Source organism: Arthrobacter sp. 3Tela_A (assembly GCF_049311025.1).
In the GTDB taxonomy this organism is placed as follows: domain Bacteria; phylum Actinomycetota; class Actinomycetes; order Actinomycetales; family Micrococcaceae; genus Arthrobacter_B.
Genome location: NZ_JAXIOM010000002.1, coordinates 1 through 16,402, shown reverse-complemented (window position 1 = coordinate 16,402; position 16,402 = coordinate 1). Strand labels below are relative to the sequence as shown.

The 16,402-nt window shown below is 65.6% G+C and carries 16 protein-coding genes and 1 pseudogene; 15 read left to right on the top strand and 2 right to left on the bottom strand.

Translation table 11 applies throughout. The annotated features are described in order from the left end of the window. Positions 1-27: 27 nt before the first annotated feature. Positions 28-1,182 (top strand): acyl-CoA dehydrogenase family protein, encoded by a 1,155-nt coding sequence (locus TVC13_RS01140; RefSeq protein ID WP_422399407.1) that lies wholly within the window; start codon positions 28-30, stop codon positions 1,180-1,182. Positions 1,183-1,207: 25 nt separating this feature from the next. On the opposite strand, the gene TVC13_RS01135 is transcribed toward TVC13_RS01140, so the two are convergent. Continuing rightward, positions 1,208-1,441, bottom strand: a complete 234-nt coding sequence (locus tag TVC13_RS01135; RefSeq protein WP_422399406.1) for a DUF5703 family protein — start codon at positions 1,439-1,441, stop codon at positions 1,208-1,210. 41 nt (positions 1,442-1,482) lie between these two features. Between TVC13_RS01135 and TVC13_RS01130 the strand changes: the two are divergent. The 3 genes and pseudogenes from TVC13_RS01130 to mshC all read left to right on the top strand — a co-directional run. Next, a pseudogene (locus TVC13_RS01130) lies at positions 1,483-1,725 on the top strand (hypothetical protein); the annotation flags it as partial. A 178-nt stretch (positions 1,726-1,903) separates the two neighbouring features. Beyond that, complete coding sequence (locus TVC13_RS01125) at positions 1,904-2,728, top strand: undecaprenyl-diphosphate phosphatase (RefSeq protein WP_422399405.1); 825 nt, start codon at positions 1,904-1,906, stop codon at positions 2,726-2,728. A gap of 58 nt (positions 2,729-2,786) precedes the next feature. Continuing rightward, entirely contained in the window at positions 2,787-4,079 is a 1,293-nt protein-coding gene (mshC, locus tag TVC13_RS01120) for a cysteine--1-D-myo-inosityl 2-amino-2-deoxy-alpha-D-glucopyranoside ligase (protein WP_422399404.1), read from the top strand. Between the two features lie 75 nt (positions 4,080-4,154). Here mshC and TVC13_RS01115 read toward each other — a convergent pair whose 3' ends face one another. Continuing rightward, positions 4,155-5,036 (bottom strand): PAC2 family protein, encoded by an 882-nt coding sequence (locus TVC13_RS01115; protein ID WP_422399403.1) that lies wholly within the window; start codon positions 5,034-5,036, stop codon positions 4,155-4,157. Between the two features lie 101 nt (positions 5,037-5,137). Here TVC13_RS01115 and TVC13_RS01110 point away from each other — a divergent pair, with 101 nt between their 5' ends. The 11 genes from TVC13_RS01110 (at position 5,138) to TVC13_RS01060 (ending at position 16,347) form a co-directional block, all read left to right on the top strand. Beyond that, a complete protein-coding gene (locus TVC13_RS01110; RefSeq protein WP_422399402.1) occupies positions 5,138-5,860 on the top strand; it encodes an HAD family hydrolase in 723 nt (240 codons plus the stop codon). Further along, complete coding sequence (locus TVC13_RS01105) at positions 5,857-7,020, top strand: site-2 protease family protein (protein ID WP_422399401.1); 1,164 nt, start codon at positions 5,857-5,859, stop codon at positions 7,018-7,020. The genes TVC13_RS01110 and TVC13_RS01105 overlap by 4 nt, the downstream gene beginning before the upstream one ends. 70 nt (positions 7,021-7,090) lie before the next feature. Next, positions 7,091-8,152, top strand: coding sequence for a tRNA (adenine-N1)-methyltransferase (locus TVC13_RS01100; protein ID WP_422399400.1), 1,062 nt, complete (start codon positions 7,091-7,093; stop codon positions 8,150-8,152). A 159-nt stretch (positions 8,153-8,311) separates the two neighbouring features. Then, positions 8,312-10,036 (top strand): proteasome ATPase, encoded by a 1,725-nt coding sequence (arc, locus tag TVC13_RS01095; RefSeq protein ID WP_422399497.1) that lies wholly within the window; start codon positions 8,312-8,314, stop codon positions 10,034-10,036. A 14-nt stretch (positions 10,037-10,050) separates the two neighbouring features. Then, positions 10,051-11,643, top strand: a complete 1,593-nt coding sequence (gene dop, locus TVC13_RS01090) for a depupylase/deamidase Dop (protein WP_422399496.1) — start codon at positions 10,051-10,053, stop codon at positions 11,641-11,643. Between the two features lie 50 nt (positions 11,644-11,693). After that, positions 11,694-11,900, top strand: a complete 207-nt coding sequence (locus TVC13_RS01085) for a ubiquitin-like protein Pup (protein WP_422399399.1) — start codon at positions 11,694-11,696, stop codon at positions 11,898-11,900. Between the two features lie 3 nt (positions 11,901-11,903). Continuing rightward, positions 11,904-12,728, top strand: a complete 825-nt coding sequence (prcB, locus tag TVC13_RS01080) for a proteasome subunit beta (protein WP_422399398.1) — start codon at positions 11,904-11,906, stop codon at positions 12,726-12,728. A gap of 3 nt (positions 12,729-12,731) precedes the next feature. Next, complete coding sequence (prcA, locus tag TVC13_RS01075) at positions 12,732-13,511, top strand: proteasome subunit alpha (RefSeq protein ID WP_422399397.1); 780 nt, start codon at positions 12,732-12,734, stop codon at positions 13,509-13,511. Next, the gene (gene pafA / locus TVC13_RS01070; RefSeq protein WP_422399396.1) at positions 13,511-14,872 is read left to right on the top strand and encodes a Pup--protein ligase; all 1,362 of its coding nucleotides are present in this window, start codon (positions 13,511-13,513) and stop codon (positions 14,870-14,872) included. The genes prcA and pafA overlap by 1 nt, the downstream gene beginning before the upstream one ends. Positions 14,873-15,020: 148 nt before the next feature. Further along, positions 15,021-15,902, top strand: coding sequence for an FKBP-type peptidyl-prolyl cis-trans isomerase (locus TVC13_RS01065; protein ID WP_422399395.1), 882 nt, complete (start codon positions 15,021-15,023; stop codon positions 15,900-15,902). A 49-nt stretch (positions 15,903-15,951) separates the two neighbouring features. Continuing rightward, positions 15,952-16,347 carry an FKBP-type peptidyl-prolyl cis-trans isomerase gene (locus TVC13_RS01060; RefSeq protein ID WP_422399394.1) on the top strand — a complete coding sequence of 132 codons (396 nt, stop codon included), beginning with the start codon at positions 15,952-15,954 and terminating at the stop codon, positions 16,345-16,347. Positions 16,348-16,402 lie beyond the last annotated feature (55 nt).

Sequence of the window (16,402 nt, the reverse complement as noted above, 5' to 3'; positions counted from 1 at the left end):
TGCACACTTCTAGGAAAGGAAGCCGTTTTGACGTCCCCCGAAGAAATCCTGCCCCCCGGACTGCTGGAGCGGATCCGCGGCCGCGCCGCCGGGTATGACCGGGAGAACACGTTCTTCGCCGAAGACCTGGAAGAACTGCGCACCGCCGGCTACCTGGCGCTGTTCACCCCGAAGGAGCTGGGCGGATCCGGACTGGACATCCCTGCGGCCGTGAACTGCCAGCGCCGGCTGGCTTCCGCAGCACCGGCGACCGCCCTCGCAGTGAACATGCACCTGGTCTGGTGCGGCGTCGCCCACCTGCTCGCCCGCGGCGGGGATAACTCACTCTCCTTCGTCCTGGAGGAAGCGGCAAGGGGGGAACTCTTCGCGTTCGGCATCTCGGAACCGGGCAATTCAGCTGTCCTTTTCGATTCAAAGACCGACGCCGTTCCGCAGGAGGGGGGAGGCTACGCGTTCACCGGACGCAAGATCTTCACCAGCCTGTCTCCGGCCTGGACCCGGCTGGGGATCTTCGGCAAGGACACCTCCAATCCCGAGGAGCCCCGTCTTGTCTTCGGCTTCGCCGACCGCAGCACGGACGGCATCACCGCACTGGACGACTGGAACACCATGGGCATGCGTTCCTCGCAGTCGCGTACCACGCTCCTGGACAACGCCGTCGTCCCCGCCGGACGGATCGTGCGGCACACTCCGGTCGGTCCGCACAGCGACGCCTTCGTCTTTGGCATCTTCAGCCTGTTCGAAACCCTGCTCTCCGCTGTCTACGCGGGAGTCGCGGAGCGGGCGCTGGAGCTCTGTGCAGCGGCGGCAGAGAAACGGGCCATCCAGGGGCAGCCGGCATCCCAGGATCCGCACACCCGGTGGCGGATAGCAGACGCTGCCATCCGCCTGGACGGTGTGCTCCTGCAGCTCGACGCCGTCGCCCGCGACCTCGAGGGGGGCACGGATCACGGAGCAAGGTGGTTCCCGCGGCTGTCCGGGCTGAAGCTGCGCACCACGGATGCGGCCCGCGGGATCGTTGAGACGGCCATGCAGGTGGCCGGCGGGTCCGGCTATTTCCGCGGACAGGAACTGGAGCGTCTCTACCGCGACGTCCTGGCCGGAATGTTCCATCCCTCCAGCGAAGACTCAGCGCATGACTCCATGGCCAAGGCGGTACTGGGACCGGTCACCGGGCAGTAACCGGACCGCGCAGAAGCTCTGCGTTTCAGACGGTGCGCGATACCCGCATGATTTTGCGTCGCAGCCAGTAGCGGTGCGTCCCGCCGCGGTAGATGCGGGTGCGCTGAAGTTCCCATTTGCCATATTCCGCGTGATCGGTGATCCGCCTGCGGACATCCGGAAGCGACTCATGGGGTCCTACGGAGAGCACAAGATACTCATAGTCCTTGGCGGGAGCGGTCTTGAATGAGACCTCTGGTCTCAGAATTTGTTCTCGCATTTCCATCCCATTTTGCCTGCTTTGGCGCTAACGTCTAGTCCATGACCATAGATCCGCGCGTTGCACTCCAGTCCCTGGTTGCTGCCTTCGAAGAGCACCTCGCCGCTGCCGCCGCCCGCCGCGGAGAAAAGGATCCGGCCGTCGAGGACGCGTACCTGGCCATAGCCGATGCCTTTGAAGTTTATGAAGAAGTGCTCTACGACGCATACGGCGAAGTCACACCGCTGGAGATTTATGAGGACGATGAGTCCGACGAGGATCTAATGGATGAGGACGAGGAGCTGATGCGCAGCCCGGGATTCGGCCTTGACGGCGGCCGGTACGCCGCCGCCCCGGAAGATTCCGCAGAGGACACGGTCGACCAGCAGGGCCCGTACCGGCAGACCGGCAGCGACCGCTAGCCAACCCTTGCCAGCGGCATGCCTGACGGGGGTGAAGGCTGCCGTGCCCTAGAGTCGTAGGGTGAATTGGTTCGAAGCGATTTTTCTTGGTTTCCTTCAAGGCCTGACCGAGTTCCTGCCCATCTCCTCCAGCGCCCACCTGCGCATTGCCGGTGAACTGCTCCCCGGGGCCCAGGATCCCGGAGCGGCCTTCACCGCCATTACGCAGCTGGGTACGGAGACCGCGGTCGCCGTGTACTTCTGGAAGGACATCGTCCGGATCGTCAAGGCCTGGTTCGGCTCGCTGGCCGGGCGCGTTCCCCGATCAGATCCCGATGCCCGGATGGGCTGGCTGATCATCGTGGGAACCCTGCCCATCGTGATCCTGGGCCTGCTGTTCCAGGACCAGATCGAATCCACCTTCCGCAGCCTGTGGATCGTGGCGACCATGCTGATTGTCTTCGGCGTGATCCTCGCCGTGGCGGACGCGGTCGGAAAACAGCAGCGCAACCTGGACCAGCTCACCTACAAGCACGGCATTCTCTACGGCTTCGCCCAGGCACTGGCCCTGATCCCCGGCGTCTCCCGGTCCGGCGGCACCATCACCGCCGGCCTGCTCATGGGCTACACCCGCGAGGCGGCAGCCCGGTACGCGTTCCTCCTGGCGATTCCGGCGGTGTTCGGCAGCGGCCTCTACCAGCTCGCCAAGTCCTGGGGAGAGACCGGGCCCTACGGCGGCGCCGAAACGGCGCTGGCAACAGTAGTGGCGTTCGTCGTCGGCTTTGTCATCATCGGCTGGTTCCTGCGCTACGTTTCCACCCGCAGCTACCAGCTCTTTGTCTGGTACCGGATTGGCCTCGGAGTCGCGATCTACATAGCCCTGGCCTTCGGCGTGCTGCAGCCCTGAGCCGGCATCCTGACGCCGCGGAAATGAACCGAGCCTGCCAAGTAAGTAGAGTGAATACGTGATCGCCTGGAAATCCCGCCCCCTTCCCGAACTGCCCGGAAAATCCCCGGAACTGGTCCTCTTCGATACGGCCCTGCGCCGCACCGTACCCGTTTCACCGGGCCCCGAAGCCGGACTGTATGTCTGCGGGATCACCCCGTATGACGCCACGCACATGGGACACGCCGCCACCTATGTGGCCTTCGACCTGCTGAACCGCCAGTGGCGGGACGCCGGGCACACCGTGAACTACGTCCAGAACGTCACCGACATTGACGACCCGCTGCTGGAGCGTGCGAATGCCACCGGCGTTGACTGGACGGTGCTGGCGAAGGAACAGACACAGCTTTTCCGTGAAGACATGGAAGCCCTGAACGTGCTGGCGCCGCGCAGCTACATCGGCGCCGTCGAATCGATCGAGTGGATCGTTCCCGTGGTCGAAGACCTCCTGGAGCGGGGAATTGCCTACCGCGTGCCCGGAACCGGCACGGAGCCCGACGGCGATGTCTACTTCTCCGTCGACGCCGCCGCTGCACTGGATGAGGGGCCGGATGCATGGTGGCTGGGCCAGGTCTCCAGCCTGACGCCGGAGCAGATGCTGCCCGTCTTCGCCGAACGCGGCGGGGATCCGGAGCGCCCCGGAAAACGCAATCCCCTGGATGCCCTGCTGTGGCGCGTCGCCCGTCCGGGTGAACCGCAGTGGCCCGGGGACTCACTGGGCGCCGGACGCCCCGGCTGGCACATTGAATGTTCGGTTATTGCCCGCCGTTACCTGCCCGCACCGTTCGACGTGCAGGCCGGGGGATCGGATCTGGTGTTCCCCCACCATGAAATGAGTGCGGGCCACGCCTTCGCCTGCTCGGGTGAACCGCTGGCCCGGCACTACGCCCACGCGGGCATGGTGGGTCTCGACGGCGAAAAAATGAGCAAGTCCCTCGGGAACCTGGTGCTGGTATCCAAGCTGCGCGCCGGCGGCGTCGAACCGGCAGCAATCCGCACCACCCTTGCCGGGCACCACTACCGCTCGGACTGGTTCTGGACCGCAGAAGACCTGGCCCGCGCCGAAGAGCGGATCCGCCGCTACCGGCAGGCCCTGCCGCTGACTGACGCCGCGGCTGCAGAACACCTGCTGAACCGGTTCCGGCTCTCCCTCGCTGATGACCTCAATGCACCGGCTGCCCTTTCAGCTGCTGACGAATGGGCTGCCCGCCTGCTCAGCGGCGGAGAATCCGCCCCGGCAGCTGAACAGAATTCCGGAGCAGACCTGGCCGCAGCCGCTTTCGACGCCCTGCTCGGCATCACCCTCCGCTAGCTGCTCCCCGGGCCAGCCGGCCGCCGGCCCGGGGACCGGGCGCCGCTGTGGCCATACGCCTGGGCTTCCGGGCTGTTAGTCCCGGCGGCGGCGCTTGAGGTAGCGCTCGAATTCCCTGGCGATCGACTCGCCGGAGGCTTCAGGAAGCTCGGCCGTGTCCTTCGCTTCTTCGAGCTGGCGCACGTACGCGGCTATCTCCGGATCCTCAGTGGCCAGCTCATCCACGCCGCGTTCCCACGCCTGCGCCTCTTCCGTCAGCACCGACGTATCGATGGGAACCTGCAGCAGCTCCTCAATCCGGTGCAGCAGCGCCAGCTGGGCCTTGGGAGAGGGCGGCTGGCCCACGTAATGCGGAACGGCTGCCCACAGCGAAAGCGTCGGGATGTCTGCCAGCGCAGCCACTTCAGCCAGCACTCCCACAATTCCGATGGGACCTTCATACTCCGAAGACTCCACGTCCAGATGGGCGCGCAGGTCCTCCTCTTCACAGGTGGCCGTCACCGGAATCGGCCGGGTGTGCGGCACATCGGCAAGAAGCGCACCGGCCAGCACCAGGCAGTCGACGTCCAGCTCCTTGGCCAGTCCGATCAGCTCTGCCGTGTACGCCCGCCACTTGTAGGAGGGCTCCACTCCGGTCACCAGAATGAGGTCGAGATTGGACCCGGGCACCTCCGCCCGCGAAATCCGCGTGGTCGGCCACTTGATCCGGCGATTGCCCGAGGATGTGCGTTCAATGGCCGGACGCGTGAACTGGAAATCGTAGTACTCGTCGGCATCGATGCCGGCGATCTTCTCGCTGTCCCAGTACAGGGAGAGGAAATTAAGGGCGTCCGACGCCGCTTCACCGGCGTCGTTCCAGCCTTCGAAGGCAGCAAGCATCACGGTGACCCGGTCCCCGGTGCCGCCGGCAAAGAAATCCTGAAGGCCTGCTGCCGGACTGATATCGCTGTTACTCACGATTTCACCTTATGCCCCCCGCCCCGCACTGTCAGGCCCGCACGCCGCCGAACCCCGGGCGCCGCGCAAGGAACGGCCGCCCTGCCACGTAGACTGGCGTTATGCCCCTGCCTGGAATTCCCGTGCCGCCTGACGGACCCGAACCTGTCCTGCAGGCCGTGTTCTGGGACCTGGACGGAACCATCGTGGACACCGAACCGTACTGGATCCAGGCGGAAAAAGACCTCGTGGGCGAATACGGCGGTTCGTGGACCGACGAGGACGCGCTGGAACTGGTGGGCCAGGCACTGGACTATTCGGCACGGCGGCTGCAGCAGGCCGGCGTACCCCTGCCGGTAGAGGGAATCATTGCTGCGCTGACGGAGAAGGTCGCGGCCCGTATAAGGGCCCAGGTGCCCTGGCGTCCCGGAGCCCGCGAACTCCTGGAAGAACTCGCTGCGGCGAACGTTCCCTGCGCCATGGTGACAATGTCCACCGGCCCGCTGGCGCGCCTCGTGGCCGGGCAGCTGCCCGCCGGGACTTTCCGCCTGCTTGTCACCGGAGAGATGGTCCAGCGCGGCAAGCCGCACCCGGATCCCTACGAGCTGGCCTTCGACCAGCTCGCCGCCGAAGTTCCCGGCCTCTCCAAAGCCCGCTGCGCAGCTGTGGAAGACTCCCTTCCCGGCTACACCTCCGCCCATGCCGCGGGACTGGCGGCCGTGGCTGTCCCGCACGTCATCGATCTGCCGCCGGACCGCCGCCGGATCCAGTGGGACACCCTCGCAGGACGCACCCGGCGGGACCTTGAGGAGCTTGTCACGGCATGGAAAGGAGCCGCCCGGTGACTTCTGATCCAACCCGGACGCAGCGCAGCGAGGGCATTCCCCTGGGCAGGATCGGCGGCGTTCCGGTAACCCTGGCCTGGTCCTGGTTCGTCATCGCCGCCGTCATCATCTTCCTCTTCGGTCCGCGGGTAGCCGCAGCCATCCCGGGCCTGGGCACGGCAGCCGCCTACGCCGTCGCGCTGGGCTATGCCCTGCTCCTGCTCTTTTCGGTCCTGGTGCACGAACTCGCCCACGCGCTGACAGCCAAGGCCTGGAACTGGCCCACGCCCAGGATCGTCCTGACCCTATGGGGCGGGCACACCCAGTTTGGTGATGTCCGGGCAACCACTCCGGGCAAGTCCCTTGCCGTGGCCCTGGCCGGACCCGCCGCCAACTTCCTGCTGGCCCTGGCCGGGCTCTGGCTGCTCCTGTACCTGGAACCGGGCACCGTAGGCCGGCTCCTGGCGGACATCTTCGTCTGGGCCAACCTCCTGGTCGCCATCTTCAACGTCCTTCCGGGGCTTCCCCTCGACGGCGGGAGGATCGTGGAAACGATCGTCTGGAAAGTGACCGGAAGCCAGGACCGGGGAACCCTTGCCGCGGGCTGGGCCGGACGCATCATTGCCGCTGCACTGGTGGCGGCAATCGTGCTTCCGCCGTTCCTGCAGGGCAGGACTCCGGACTTCAGCCTCCTGCTCATCACCGCCCTGGTCTCCGGATTCCTGTGGATGGGTGCCGGCGCATCCATCACCAATGCCCGGATGCGCCTGCGCCTGCCGGCCATCTCCGCTGCGGCGCTGATGGAACCGGCAACCCAGCTGCCCGCCGCAGCGACCGTCTCCGAAGTCAGGCAGGCGGCTGCCGCGGAAGGGCCAGGGACCGCACTGGTCCTGACGGCCCCCACCGGCCAGCCCGAAGCAATCATTGACCCCGGTGCCCTGGCTGCCGTCCCGGCTCACCTCGCGGCGCAGACCCCGGCCCACGCCGTTGCGCGCGCCCTGGCCCCCGGCGCCTACATACCCGACGCCGCCAACGGCCAGGAACTCATCGCCTACCTCTCCAAGCTTGAAGGCAGCGAATACGCCGTCATCAACCGCGAGGGCAGGGTAGTGGGCCTGCTGCGGCAGGAAACCGTTGTTGCCGCGGTCACCGGCCGCCGGCCGCAGTCCCGCCGCTCCTGAACAAACCAGCAGACTTCCCCAGAACCAAGCACATGCCGAACAAGCCAGCAGATACAAAGGACAGCCACTTATGAACAACCCGGGTACCCCCGACTCACCTGCAGCGCACGGCGCCGACATGCGCCGCGGACCGCTGCGGCCCGGCGAACGCGTCCAGCTCACCGATGAAAAGGGACGCCGGAACACCATCACCCTGACCGAGGGCGGCGCGTTCCACACCCACCGCGGCTACCTGCCCCACGAGGCAGTCATTGGTGTCCCCGAAGGCACGATCGTCACCAACACGACCGGGCACCAGTACCAGGTACTGCGGCCGCTGCTCTCCGACTTTGTCCTGTCCATGCCGCGCGGCGCTGCTGTGGTGTACCCCAAGGATGCTGGCCAGATCGTAACGATGGCTGACATCTATCCCGGAGCGCGCGTGGTGGAGGCCGGCGTCGGATCCGGTGCCCTGAGCATCTCACTGCTCCGCGCCGTCGGCGACAAAGGCTCGCTGCACTCCTACGAACGCCGCGAAGAATTTGCGGACATTGCCCGCGGCAACGTCGAAACCTTCTTTGGCGGCCCGCACCCGGCGTGGGACATCACCCTGGGCGACTTCCAGGACGAAGTTGTCCGCAACCAGGAGCCGGGCAGCGTGGACCGCGTGGTGCTGGACATGCTGGCGCCCTGGGAATGCACCGACGCCGTGGCCACCGTCCTGGCACCCGGAGGCGTGTGGATCTCCTACGTTGCCACCGTTACCCAGCTTTCCCGCACGGCCGAGGCGATCCGCGCCGACGGTCGCTTCACCGAGCCCGAGGGCTGGGAATCCATGGTCCGCGGCTGGCACCTGGAAGGCCTCGCCGTCCGGCCGGACCACCGCATGGTGGCCCACACCGGTTTCCTGCTCTCGGCACGCCGGCTCGCCGAAGGCGCCACCGGACTTGTAGCCAAGCGCCGGGCCTCCAAGACGGACTTCAGCCAGGAAGACCTCAACGCCTGGACCCCCGCCGCCGTAGGGGAGCGCGAAGTCTCCGACAAGAAGCTGCGGCGTGCAGCCAAGGACGCCAGCTCCACCATCCAGCGCGGCGCTCTGGCCAAGGCCGAACGGTTCCAGGAGGAGCACGGCAGCACAGGCAGCGAGGACTAAACCGGACCACCGGCCAGGCCCCATATCCGGGACGCGGAGAAACACAAGACTCCGCGCCCGGTGTATTGCGTGCGTCACTGCGTTATCGTCAAACGAAGGGACGAAAGCTATGAAGGCGGTCGGAACATGGTTGATGCGGAAAACACCGGCGGGGCCCCCATGGGCGGCGCAATGGACGGCGGATACGGCACGGACGGAACTGAATCGCGGCAACTGAATGTCCTCCGGGACAAGCTGCGGAACCTGGACCGCCAGCTCGCGGCGCTGACCCATAACAACGCCCGTCTTGTGGCCATGCTGGAAACAGCCAGGGCGGAGATAGTCCGGCTCAAGGACGCCCTGGAGAAGGAAGGGGCCACCCCCTTCAGCTTTGGCACAGTAATAGCCGTCAATCCGCGGACGGAGCCGGCGCCCGGAGTCACCACCACGGCCACCGTGCAGGAAAGCGTGGACATCATCCAGTCCGGGCGCAAGCTGAGGGTGGCGGTGAGCCCCCTGCTGGACCTGGGCCAGATTGTCCCGGGACAGGAAGTGCTGCTCAACGAGTCGCTCACCGTCGTTGCGGGGCTGGGGTTCGAAAAGGCCGGCGAGCTCTTCACCGTCCAGGAACTGCTCGAGGGCGACCGCGCGCTGGTGGTGGGACGGGCCGACGACGAGCGGGTGGTGCGGCTCAACGGCCCGCTGGTCGAGGAAAGGATCCGCGTCGGTGATGCGCTGACGGTGGACACCCGGATCGGCTACGCACTGGAGAAGATTCCACGCAGCGAAGTGGAGAACCTGGTCCTGGAAGAAGTCCCGGACATCTCCTATTCGGACATCGGCGGCCTCGGGCCGCAGATCGAACAGATCCGCGACGCCGTGGAACTGCCGTTTATGCATCCAGATCTCTACCGCGAGCACGGCCTGAAGGCACCCAAGGGCATCCTGCTCTACGGCCCTCCCGGCTGCGGCAAGACCCTGATCGCCAAGGCCGTGGCCCATTCCCTGGCCGCGCGGGTCATGGAACAGACCGGCATGCCGGGGACCCGCAGCTACTTCCTGAACATCAAGGGTCCGGAGCTGCTGGACAAGTACGTGGGGGAGACCGAGCGGCACATCCGCCTGATTTTCTCCCGCGCCAGGGAGAAAGCTTCGGACGGAAGCCCCGTAGTGGTGTTCTTCGATGAGATGGATTCACTGTTCCGCACCCGCGGAACCGGCGTTTCCTCCGACGTCGAAACCACCATTGTTCCTCAGCTGCTGAGCGAGATCGACGGTGTGGAGAAGCTCGAAAACGTCATTGTGATCGGCGCCTCCAACCGGGAAGACATGATCGATCCCGCCATCCTCCGCCCCGGCCGGCTGGACGTGAAAATCAAGATCATGCGGCCGGACGCCGAAGGCGCGGGGGAGATCTTCGCCAAATACCTCACCCCGGACCTGCCGCTGCACCGCGACGACCTGGCGGAGCACGGCTACGATCCGGTGGCCACGGTCAAGGAAATGATCCGCCGGACGGTGGAGAAGATGTACGCCGAGGACAAGTCCAACGAGTACCTGGAAGTCACCTACGCCAACGGTGACACGGAGATGCTCTACTTCAAGGACTTCAACTCCGGAGCCGTGATCCAGAACGTTGTGGACCGTGCCAAGAAGTACGCCATCAAGGACTTCCTGATGCTCCACCAGCGCGGCCTGCGCATTGAGCACCTGATGCGCGCCGTCGTCGACGAGTTCCGCGAGCACGAGGACATGCCCAACACCACCAACCCGGATGACTGGGCACGCATCTCCGGCAAGAAGGGCGAACGCATCACCTACATCCGCACCATCATCCAGGGCAAGGCCGGGCAGGAACCGGGACGCACCATCGAAACGACCGCCAACCCGGGACAGTATCTGTGACGGTCCGAAGGGTGATGGGCACGGAGACCGAGTACGGCGTACTCGCTCCGGCCCTGCCGAACGCGAACGCCACGGTGCTCTCCAGCCAGGTTGTCAACGCCTACGCCGCCAGTGTGCGGGCCGGCCTGGGAAACCTCACCGGCACCCGATGGGACTACACCGACGAGGCACCCCTGAACGATGCCCGCGGGTACACCGTTCCGCGCACGGCCGCTGACCCCACGCAGCTGACCGACGCGCCCCCGGTCCTGGACGCCGAGCAGATTGCCATGGAAGGCGGGGGGCCCTCTGCCCTGTACGGGGAGGCGGAGGACAACTCCGTGCTGATGAATATGGTGCTCGGAAACGGCGCCAGGCTGTACGTCGACCACGCCCACCCGGAGTACTCCTCACCTGAGACCACCAATCCGCACGATGCGGTGCTCTGGGACAAGGCGGGGGATGCGGTGGTCCTGACGGCGATGCGCCACATTGCCGCCACGCCGGGTTTTGCCCCCGTCCACCTGTACAAGAACAACACGGACAACAAGGGCGTTTCCTACGGCGCGCATGAGAACTACCTTGTTCCGCGCAGTGTGCCCTTCACCCGGCTCGTGGCCGGGCTGCTCCCGTTTTTCGTCTCCCGCCAGGTCATCTGCGGTTCGGGCCGCGTCGGGATCGGCACCAGCAACCAGCGCCAGGGTTACCAGCTGAGCCAGCGGGCCGACTTCTTCGAGACCGAGGTGGGCCTGGAAACCACCATTCGGCGCCCGATCATCAATACCCGCGACGAGCCGCACGCCGTTGCGGAGAAGTACCGCCGCCTCCACGTCATCATCGGCGATGCGAACCTCAGTGAGGTTTCAGCACTGCTGAAGGTGGGAACGACGTCGGCGGTCCTGTCCATGATCGAGGACGCCGCGGCACCGCAGATCGAGCTACGGGATCCGGTGGCAGCCCTCCAGGCCATCAGCCACGATCCTTCGCTGACGGTACTGGTAGAGCTGAAGGACGGCCGGAGCGTCACGGGCCTTGACCTCCAGGAAATCTATCTGGAGGCAGCGGCCGCCCACGCCCGGCGCGGCGGGGGAGCGGACGCCGCTACGGAGGACATCCTGAGCCGGTGGACGTCGGTGGTGGGAACCCTGAAGCGGGATCCGATGTCCGCTTCCGCCCAGGTGGACTGGGTCGCCAAGCTTCGGCTGCTGCAGGCCTACCGGGACCGGGACGGTCTGGCCTGGAACGACGCCCGGCTGAACCTGATCGACCTGCAGTATTCAGACATGCGGCCGGAGAAGGGGCTGTATTACCGGCTGGCTGCCCGCGGTCAGATGGAGCGGTTCCTGACCGACGAGCAGATCGCCGCGGCAGTGGTGCAGCCGCCCGAAGACACCCGGGCGTACTTCCGGGGCCGGTGCATCACCCGTTTTCCCACTGAAGTCATCGGGGCCAGCTGGGATTCGATCATTTTTGAGCTGCCTTCACGGCGGCGGCTGCAGCGGATCCCCACCCGGGAGCCGCTGCGCGGAACCAAGGACCTCACGGGAGAACTGTTCGACGTTTCGGCCGACGCGGAAGATTTTGTGACCCGTCTCCTGACCGGTCCGGAACCTACCGTGGCACCATAGGACCTAGGACACATTCCTCAGCAAGGCGTTCGCAGGAAAGGGCAGGCATCATGGCAACCCAGGACCGCAGAAATACCGGATCGCGTCCACAGGAAGTGGAGGAGACCGAGGAGACGCTGCCCCCCGCTGCAGAGCCCGCGGAGCAGTCATCAGCCCAGACAGAAGGTGTTGACGACCTGCTGGATGAGATCGACGGCGTGCTTGAAAACAACGCCGAAGAGTTCGTCCGCGGGTTCATCCAGAAGGGCGGTCAGTAGCGGATGGTGCCAACTGATCCTGCACACACGGTGGCCGCAGAAGCGGGGGCATCCTTCAGCGAACACCTAAGCCGGCACCACCCGGAACTGCTGCCTTCAGCACGCAGGCTCGGAACAGCTCCTGCAGGATCGGCATCTGCGGCAGCGCCGCAGGCCACCACCATCGTCTCCCTGACGTATGCAGGCGGAGTGCTGATGGCCGGAGACCGGCGGGCGACGATGGGAAACATGATCGCCAGCCGGCACATCCGCAAGGTCTTTCCTGCGGACAGCTATTCAGTGCTGGGCATCGCCGGAACGGCCGGCCTGGCCCTGGACATGATCCGCCTTTTCCAGGTTGAGCTTGAACACTACGAAAAAATCGAAGGCACGCCGATGAGCCTGGACGGCAAGTCCAACCGGCTCGCCGCGATGGTTCGCCAGAACCTGCCGCTGGCACTGCAGGGCCTGGCCGTGATTCCGCTCTTCGCCGGATTCGACACCGAACGGCACACCGGCCGGATGTTCTCCTACGACGTCACCGGCGGCCGGTATGAGGAATATGAGCACCACAGCGTTGGTTCAGGATCCGTCTTTGCCCGCGGTGCGCTGAAGAAGCTCTGGCGTCCCGGACTGGACCAGGATGAAGCCGTCCGGATCGCCGTCGAATCGCTTTACGACGCGGCCGACGACGACTCCGCCACAGGCGGCCCGGACCTGGTCCGCCAGCTCTGGCCGGTTGTCTACGTGGTCAATTCCGCAGGCATGCGCGAGATCCCCGAACGTGAGCTGCAGCAGCTCGCCGAGGACCTTGTTGCCCGCCGGTCCATCGCCGGACGGGAGGCGTAGCGCATGACGCAGCAGTTCTACGTCTCGCCCGAGCAGCTGATGAAGGACCGGGCCGACTTCGCCCGGAAAGGTATTGCCCGCGGCCGCTCCGTTGTGGTCCTGACCTGCCGCGACGGCATAGCCTTCGTGGCAGAAAACCCGTCCCCCTCGCTCCACAAGCTCGGTGAAATCTACGACCGGATCGGGTTCGCCGCGGTAGGGAAGTACAACGAGTTCGAGAGTCTGCGGCAGGCAGGCGTACGGTACGCCGACGTCCGCGGCTACTCCTATGCGCGCGAAGACGTCACCGCCCGCGGCCTGGCCAGCGTTTACGCCCAGAGCCTGGGCTCCGTCTTCACCGCGGAGGGCAAGCCGTTCGAAGTTGAGCTCGCTGTGGCCGAAGTCGGCAAGGAGCCCTATGCGGACCATCTTTACCGACTGACCTACGACGGCTCAATCGCGGACGAAAGCAACTATGTGGTGATGGGCGGGCAGGCCGAGATAGTGAACGACTCACTTGCCCGCACCTGGTCACCGGACACCACTTTCAATGAAGCGATCAAGGTGGCCGTGCAGGCACTCGCCGCCACCCGGAGACCGGCGGCGGAAGCCGCAGGAAGCCCGTCAGGCCAGAGCAGCCAGGACCCCGAACCGCCCCAGGGCACCGAACTGCTTGGGGCAGGACTCCTGGAGGTGGCGGTCCTGGACCGGGACCCGCTTTCCACCAGGGGAACGGTTCGAGCGTTCCGCAGAATAGGAACCGTTGAGCTGGACCGTTTGCTTTCCAGCCCGGAAGGAGACTGATGGAACGCAGGATCTTCGGTGTCGAGACTGAATTCGGCATTGCCTACTCAGGACCGGATTCACGCCCGCTCTCACCGGAGGAAGTGGCCCGTTACCTCTTCCGGAAAGTCGTGAGCTGGGGCCGTTCCTCCAACGTTTTCCTCACCAACGGCTCGCGGCTTTACCTCGACGTGGGATCACATCCGGAGTACGCCACCGCTGAATGTGACGACCTTGCCCAGCTCATCGCCCATGACCGGGCCGGCGAACTTATCCTGGACGACCTCGTGGATGAGGCCGAGGAGCGCCTCGCTGCCGAGGGGTTCAACGGAAACGTCTACCTGTTCAAGAACAACACGGACTCTGCGGGAAACTCCTACGGCAGCCATGAGAACTACCTGATCCCGCGCCGGCTCGAGTTCTCCCGGCTGGCGGACATCCTCATTCCTTTCCTGGTCACCCGGCAGCTGCTGGTGGGCGCCGGGAAGGTCCTGCGGACCCAGTCAGGTTCGCTGTACGCCTTCTCCCAGCGGGCCGACCACATCTGGGAAGGCGTCTCTTCGGCCACCACCCGGTCCCGGCCCATCATCAACACCCGCGACGAGCCGCACGCCGACGCCGAGCATTACCGCCGTCTGCACGTTATTGCCGGTGACTCCAACATGTCCGAGACCACGTCGATGCTCAAAATCGGCTCCGTGGACCTGATGCTTCGCATGATCGAAGCGGGGGTGATCATGCGGGACCTTCGCCTGGAGAATCCAATCCGCAGCATACGCGAAATCTCCCACGACCTCACCGGCTCGGCACCGCTGAAACTGGCCAACGGATCCACCATGACGGCCCTGGAACTCCAGCGCATCTACCTGGACCGGGTGCAGGACTTCGTGCAGGACAACGGGGCGCACAACCGCCATGTACCGCGCATCCTGGACCTCTGGGAGCGGACCCTGGATGCAGTTGAGTCCGGGAACACCTCCGGGATTGACACTGAAATCGACTGGGCCATCAAGAAGAAGCTCGTGGACCGGTATGCAGAGCGCGGCGGGCTGGACATGGGCGCGCCCCGGCTGGCCCAGATCGACCTCACCTACCACGACATCTCGCGCAGGCGCGGGCTGTTCTACCTGCTGCAGTCCCGTGGTGAAACAGCGCGCGTAGTGGACGACAGCGCCGTAAAGGAAGCGGTGGACGTACCCCCGCAGAGCACCCGGGCCAAGCTGCGCGGAGACTTTGTCCGCCGGGCCAAGGCAGCCAACCGCGACTTCACGGTGGACTGGGTGCATCTGAAGCTCAACGACCGGGCCCAGCAGACGGTCCTGTGCAAGGATCCGTTCGCCTCCGTGGATGAACGGGTGGAGGCCCTGCTGTCCACACTCTGAGCACGCGCGGGCAAACCGGCCCGGAAGGCAGTCTAGGAACCTTTCAGGTGAAGGCGTTAGGGTAGGTCTTGCTGCCCGGAGAGGGTACGGGTATGCCCGTGCGCTCTGGCTTGGGCAGAGACATTTGCCCGCCACTGAAAGAAGTACTGTGCGAAAAGTACTAGCACTGCTCCTGCCCGCCCTCCTGCTGCTCACCGCATGCTCCGGCGACGGCAGCAGCGAACCGCTCTCCTCCGTCAAGGTCACTTCCAACGGTGAAGGCGCCGTCCCCACCGTTGAGTTCGACACCCCGCTTACTGCCGAAGAAGCGACCCTGGTACGGGTGAATGACGGCGACGGCGAGGAGCTCACCGAAGGCCAGACTGCCTCCGTCCGACTCGTGGTCATGGACCCCGAAAGCGGCGAAGCAGGCCAGGAAACCTACACCGCAGAGAACGCCGAAGACATCGCCGTGGACGAGACCCTCAAGCAGGGCAACGAGCAGATGTACAGCGCCCTTGTTGGCGCTCCGGTTGGCTCGGACTTCGCCTACTACGTTCCGGGCAACGAGCAGGCCGGCTCTGCCACGCAGTTCATCATCTTTACGCTCACCGGCGCCCGCGACATCCCGACGCGTGCCTGGGGCACCGACGTCGACCCCGTTGAAGGCCAGCCCACCGTAACGCTGGATGACGACGGCAAGCCCACCATCACGGTTCCGGAAGGCGATGCGCCCACCGAGCTGATCGCCCAGGAACTGAAGAAGGGCGACGGAGAGGTTGTCGAAGCTGACGACACCGTGACCGTCCAGTACCACGGCGTGAAGTGGTCCGATGGCTCGGTCTTCGACTCCAGCTGGGAGCGCGGCGCCCCGACGTCCTTCGGCCTGAACCAGGTCATCTCCGCCTGGACCGACGGCCTGGCCGGCAAGACCGTTGGATCCCAGATCCTGATTGTGGCCCCGCCTGCCACCGCCTACGGAGCAGCTGAGGGCAACGACCTCCAGAACGAGACCCTGGTATTCGTCGTCGACATCCTTGAGGCCAAGTAGCCGTTTGGTCCGGATAAGATAGCAGGCAGTCCCAATACGAAGGAGTCCCATGTCATTCGGAAAGCGCGAATACGACCGCCAGAAGCCGGAAATCGATTTCCCGGAGCACGATGCCCCGACCGACCTCGTCATCGAAGACATCATTGTCGGTGACGGCGCAGAGGCCAAAGCAGGGGACACCGTCTCCACCCACTACGTGGGCGTGGCCTTCTCCACCGGCGAGGAGTTCGATGCCTCGTGGAACCGCGGCGCTCCGCTGGATTTCAAGGTTGGCATCGGCCAGGTCATCCAGGGCTGGGACCAGGGCCTGCTCGGCATGAAGGTCGGCGGACGCCGCCGCCTGGAAATCCCCGCGCACATGGCCTACGGCGACCGCGGTGCCGGCTCGGCAATCGCGCCGGGTGAGTCCCTCATCTTCGTCGTGGATCTCCTCGGGGTCCGCTAAGCCTGCAGTTCCCAAAGGGCGGCCCGCCGGGGGCAGGGGGGGCGGGGGGGGGCCC

Bases quoted from the DNA above. Each gene is read 5' to 3' on its own strand.
- TVC13_RS01060 (WP_422399394.1), top strand. From the start codon at position 15,952: ATGTCATTCGGAAAGCGCGAATACGACCGCCAGAAGCCGGAAATCGAT.
- TVC13_RS01100 (WP_422399400.1), top strand. From the start codon at position 7,091: ATGAACAACCCGGGTACCCCCGACTCACCTGCAGCGCACGGCGCCGAC.
- TVC13_RS01085 (WP_422399399.1), top strand. From the start codon at position 11,694: ATGGCAACCCAGGACCGCAGAAATACCGGATCGCGTCCACAGGAAGTG.
- TVC13_RS01135 (WP_422399406.1), bottom strand. From the start codon at position 1,441: ATGCGAGAACAAATTCTGAGACCAGAGGTCTCATTCAAGACCGCTCCC.
- prcA (WP_422399397.1), top strand. From the start codon at position 12,732: ATGACGCAGCAGTTCTACGTCTCGCCCGAGCAGCTGATGAAGGACCGG.
- dop (WP_422399496.1), top strand. From the start codon at position 10,051: ATGGGCACGGAGACCGAGTACGGCGTACTCGCTCCGGCCCTGCCGAAC.
- TVC13_RS01110 (WP_422399402.1), top strand. From the start codon at position 5,138: ATGCCCCTGCCTGGAATTCCCGTGCCGCCTGACGGACCCGAACCTGTC.
- arc (WP_422399497.1), top strand. From the start codon at position 8,312: ATGGGCGGCGCAATGGACGGCGGATACGGCACGGACGGAACTGAATCG.
- prcB (WP_422399398.1), top strand. From the start codon at position 11,904: ATGGTGCCAACTGATCCTGCACACACGGTGGCCGCAGAAGCGGGGGCA.
- pafA (WP_422399396.1), top strand. From the start codon at position 13,511: ATGGAACGCAGGATCTTCGGTGTCGAGACTGAATTCGGCATTGCCTAC.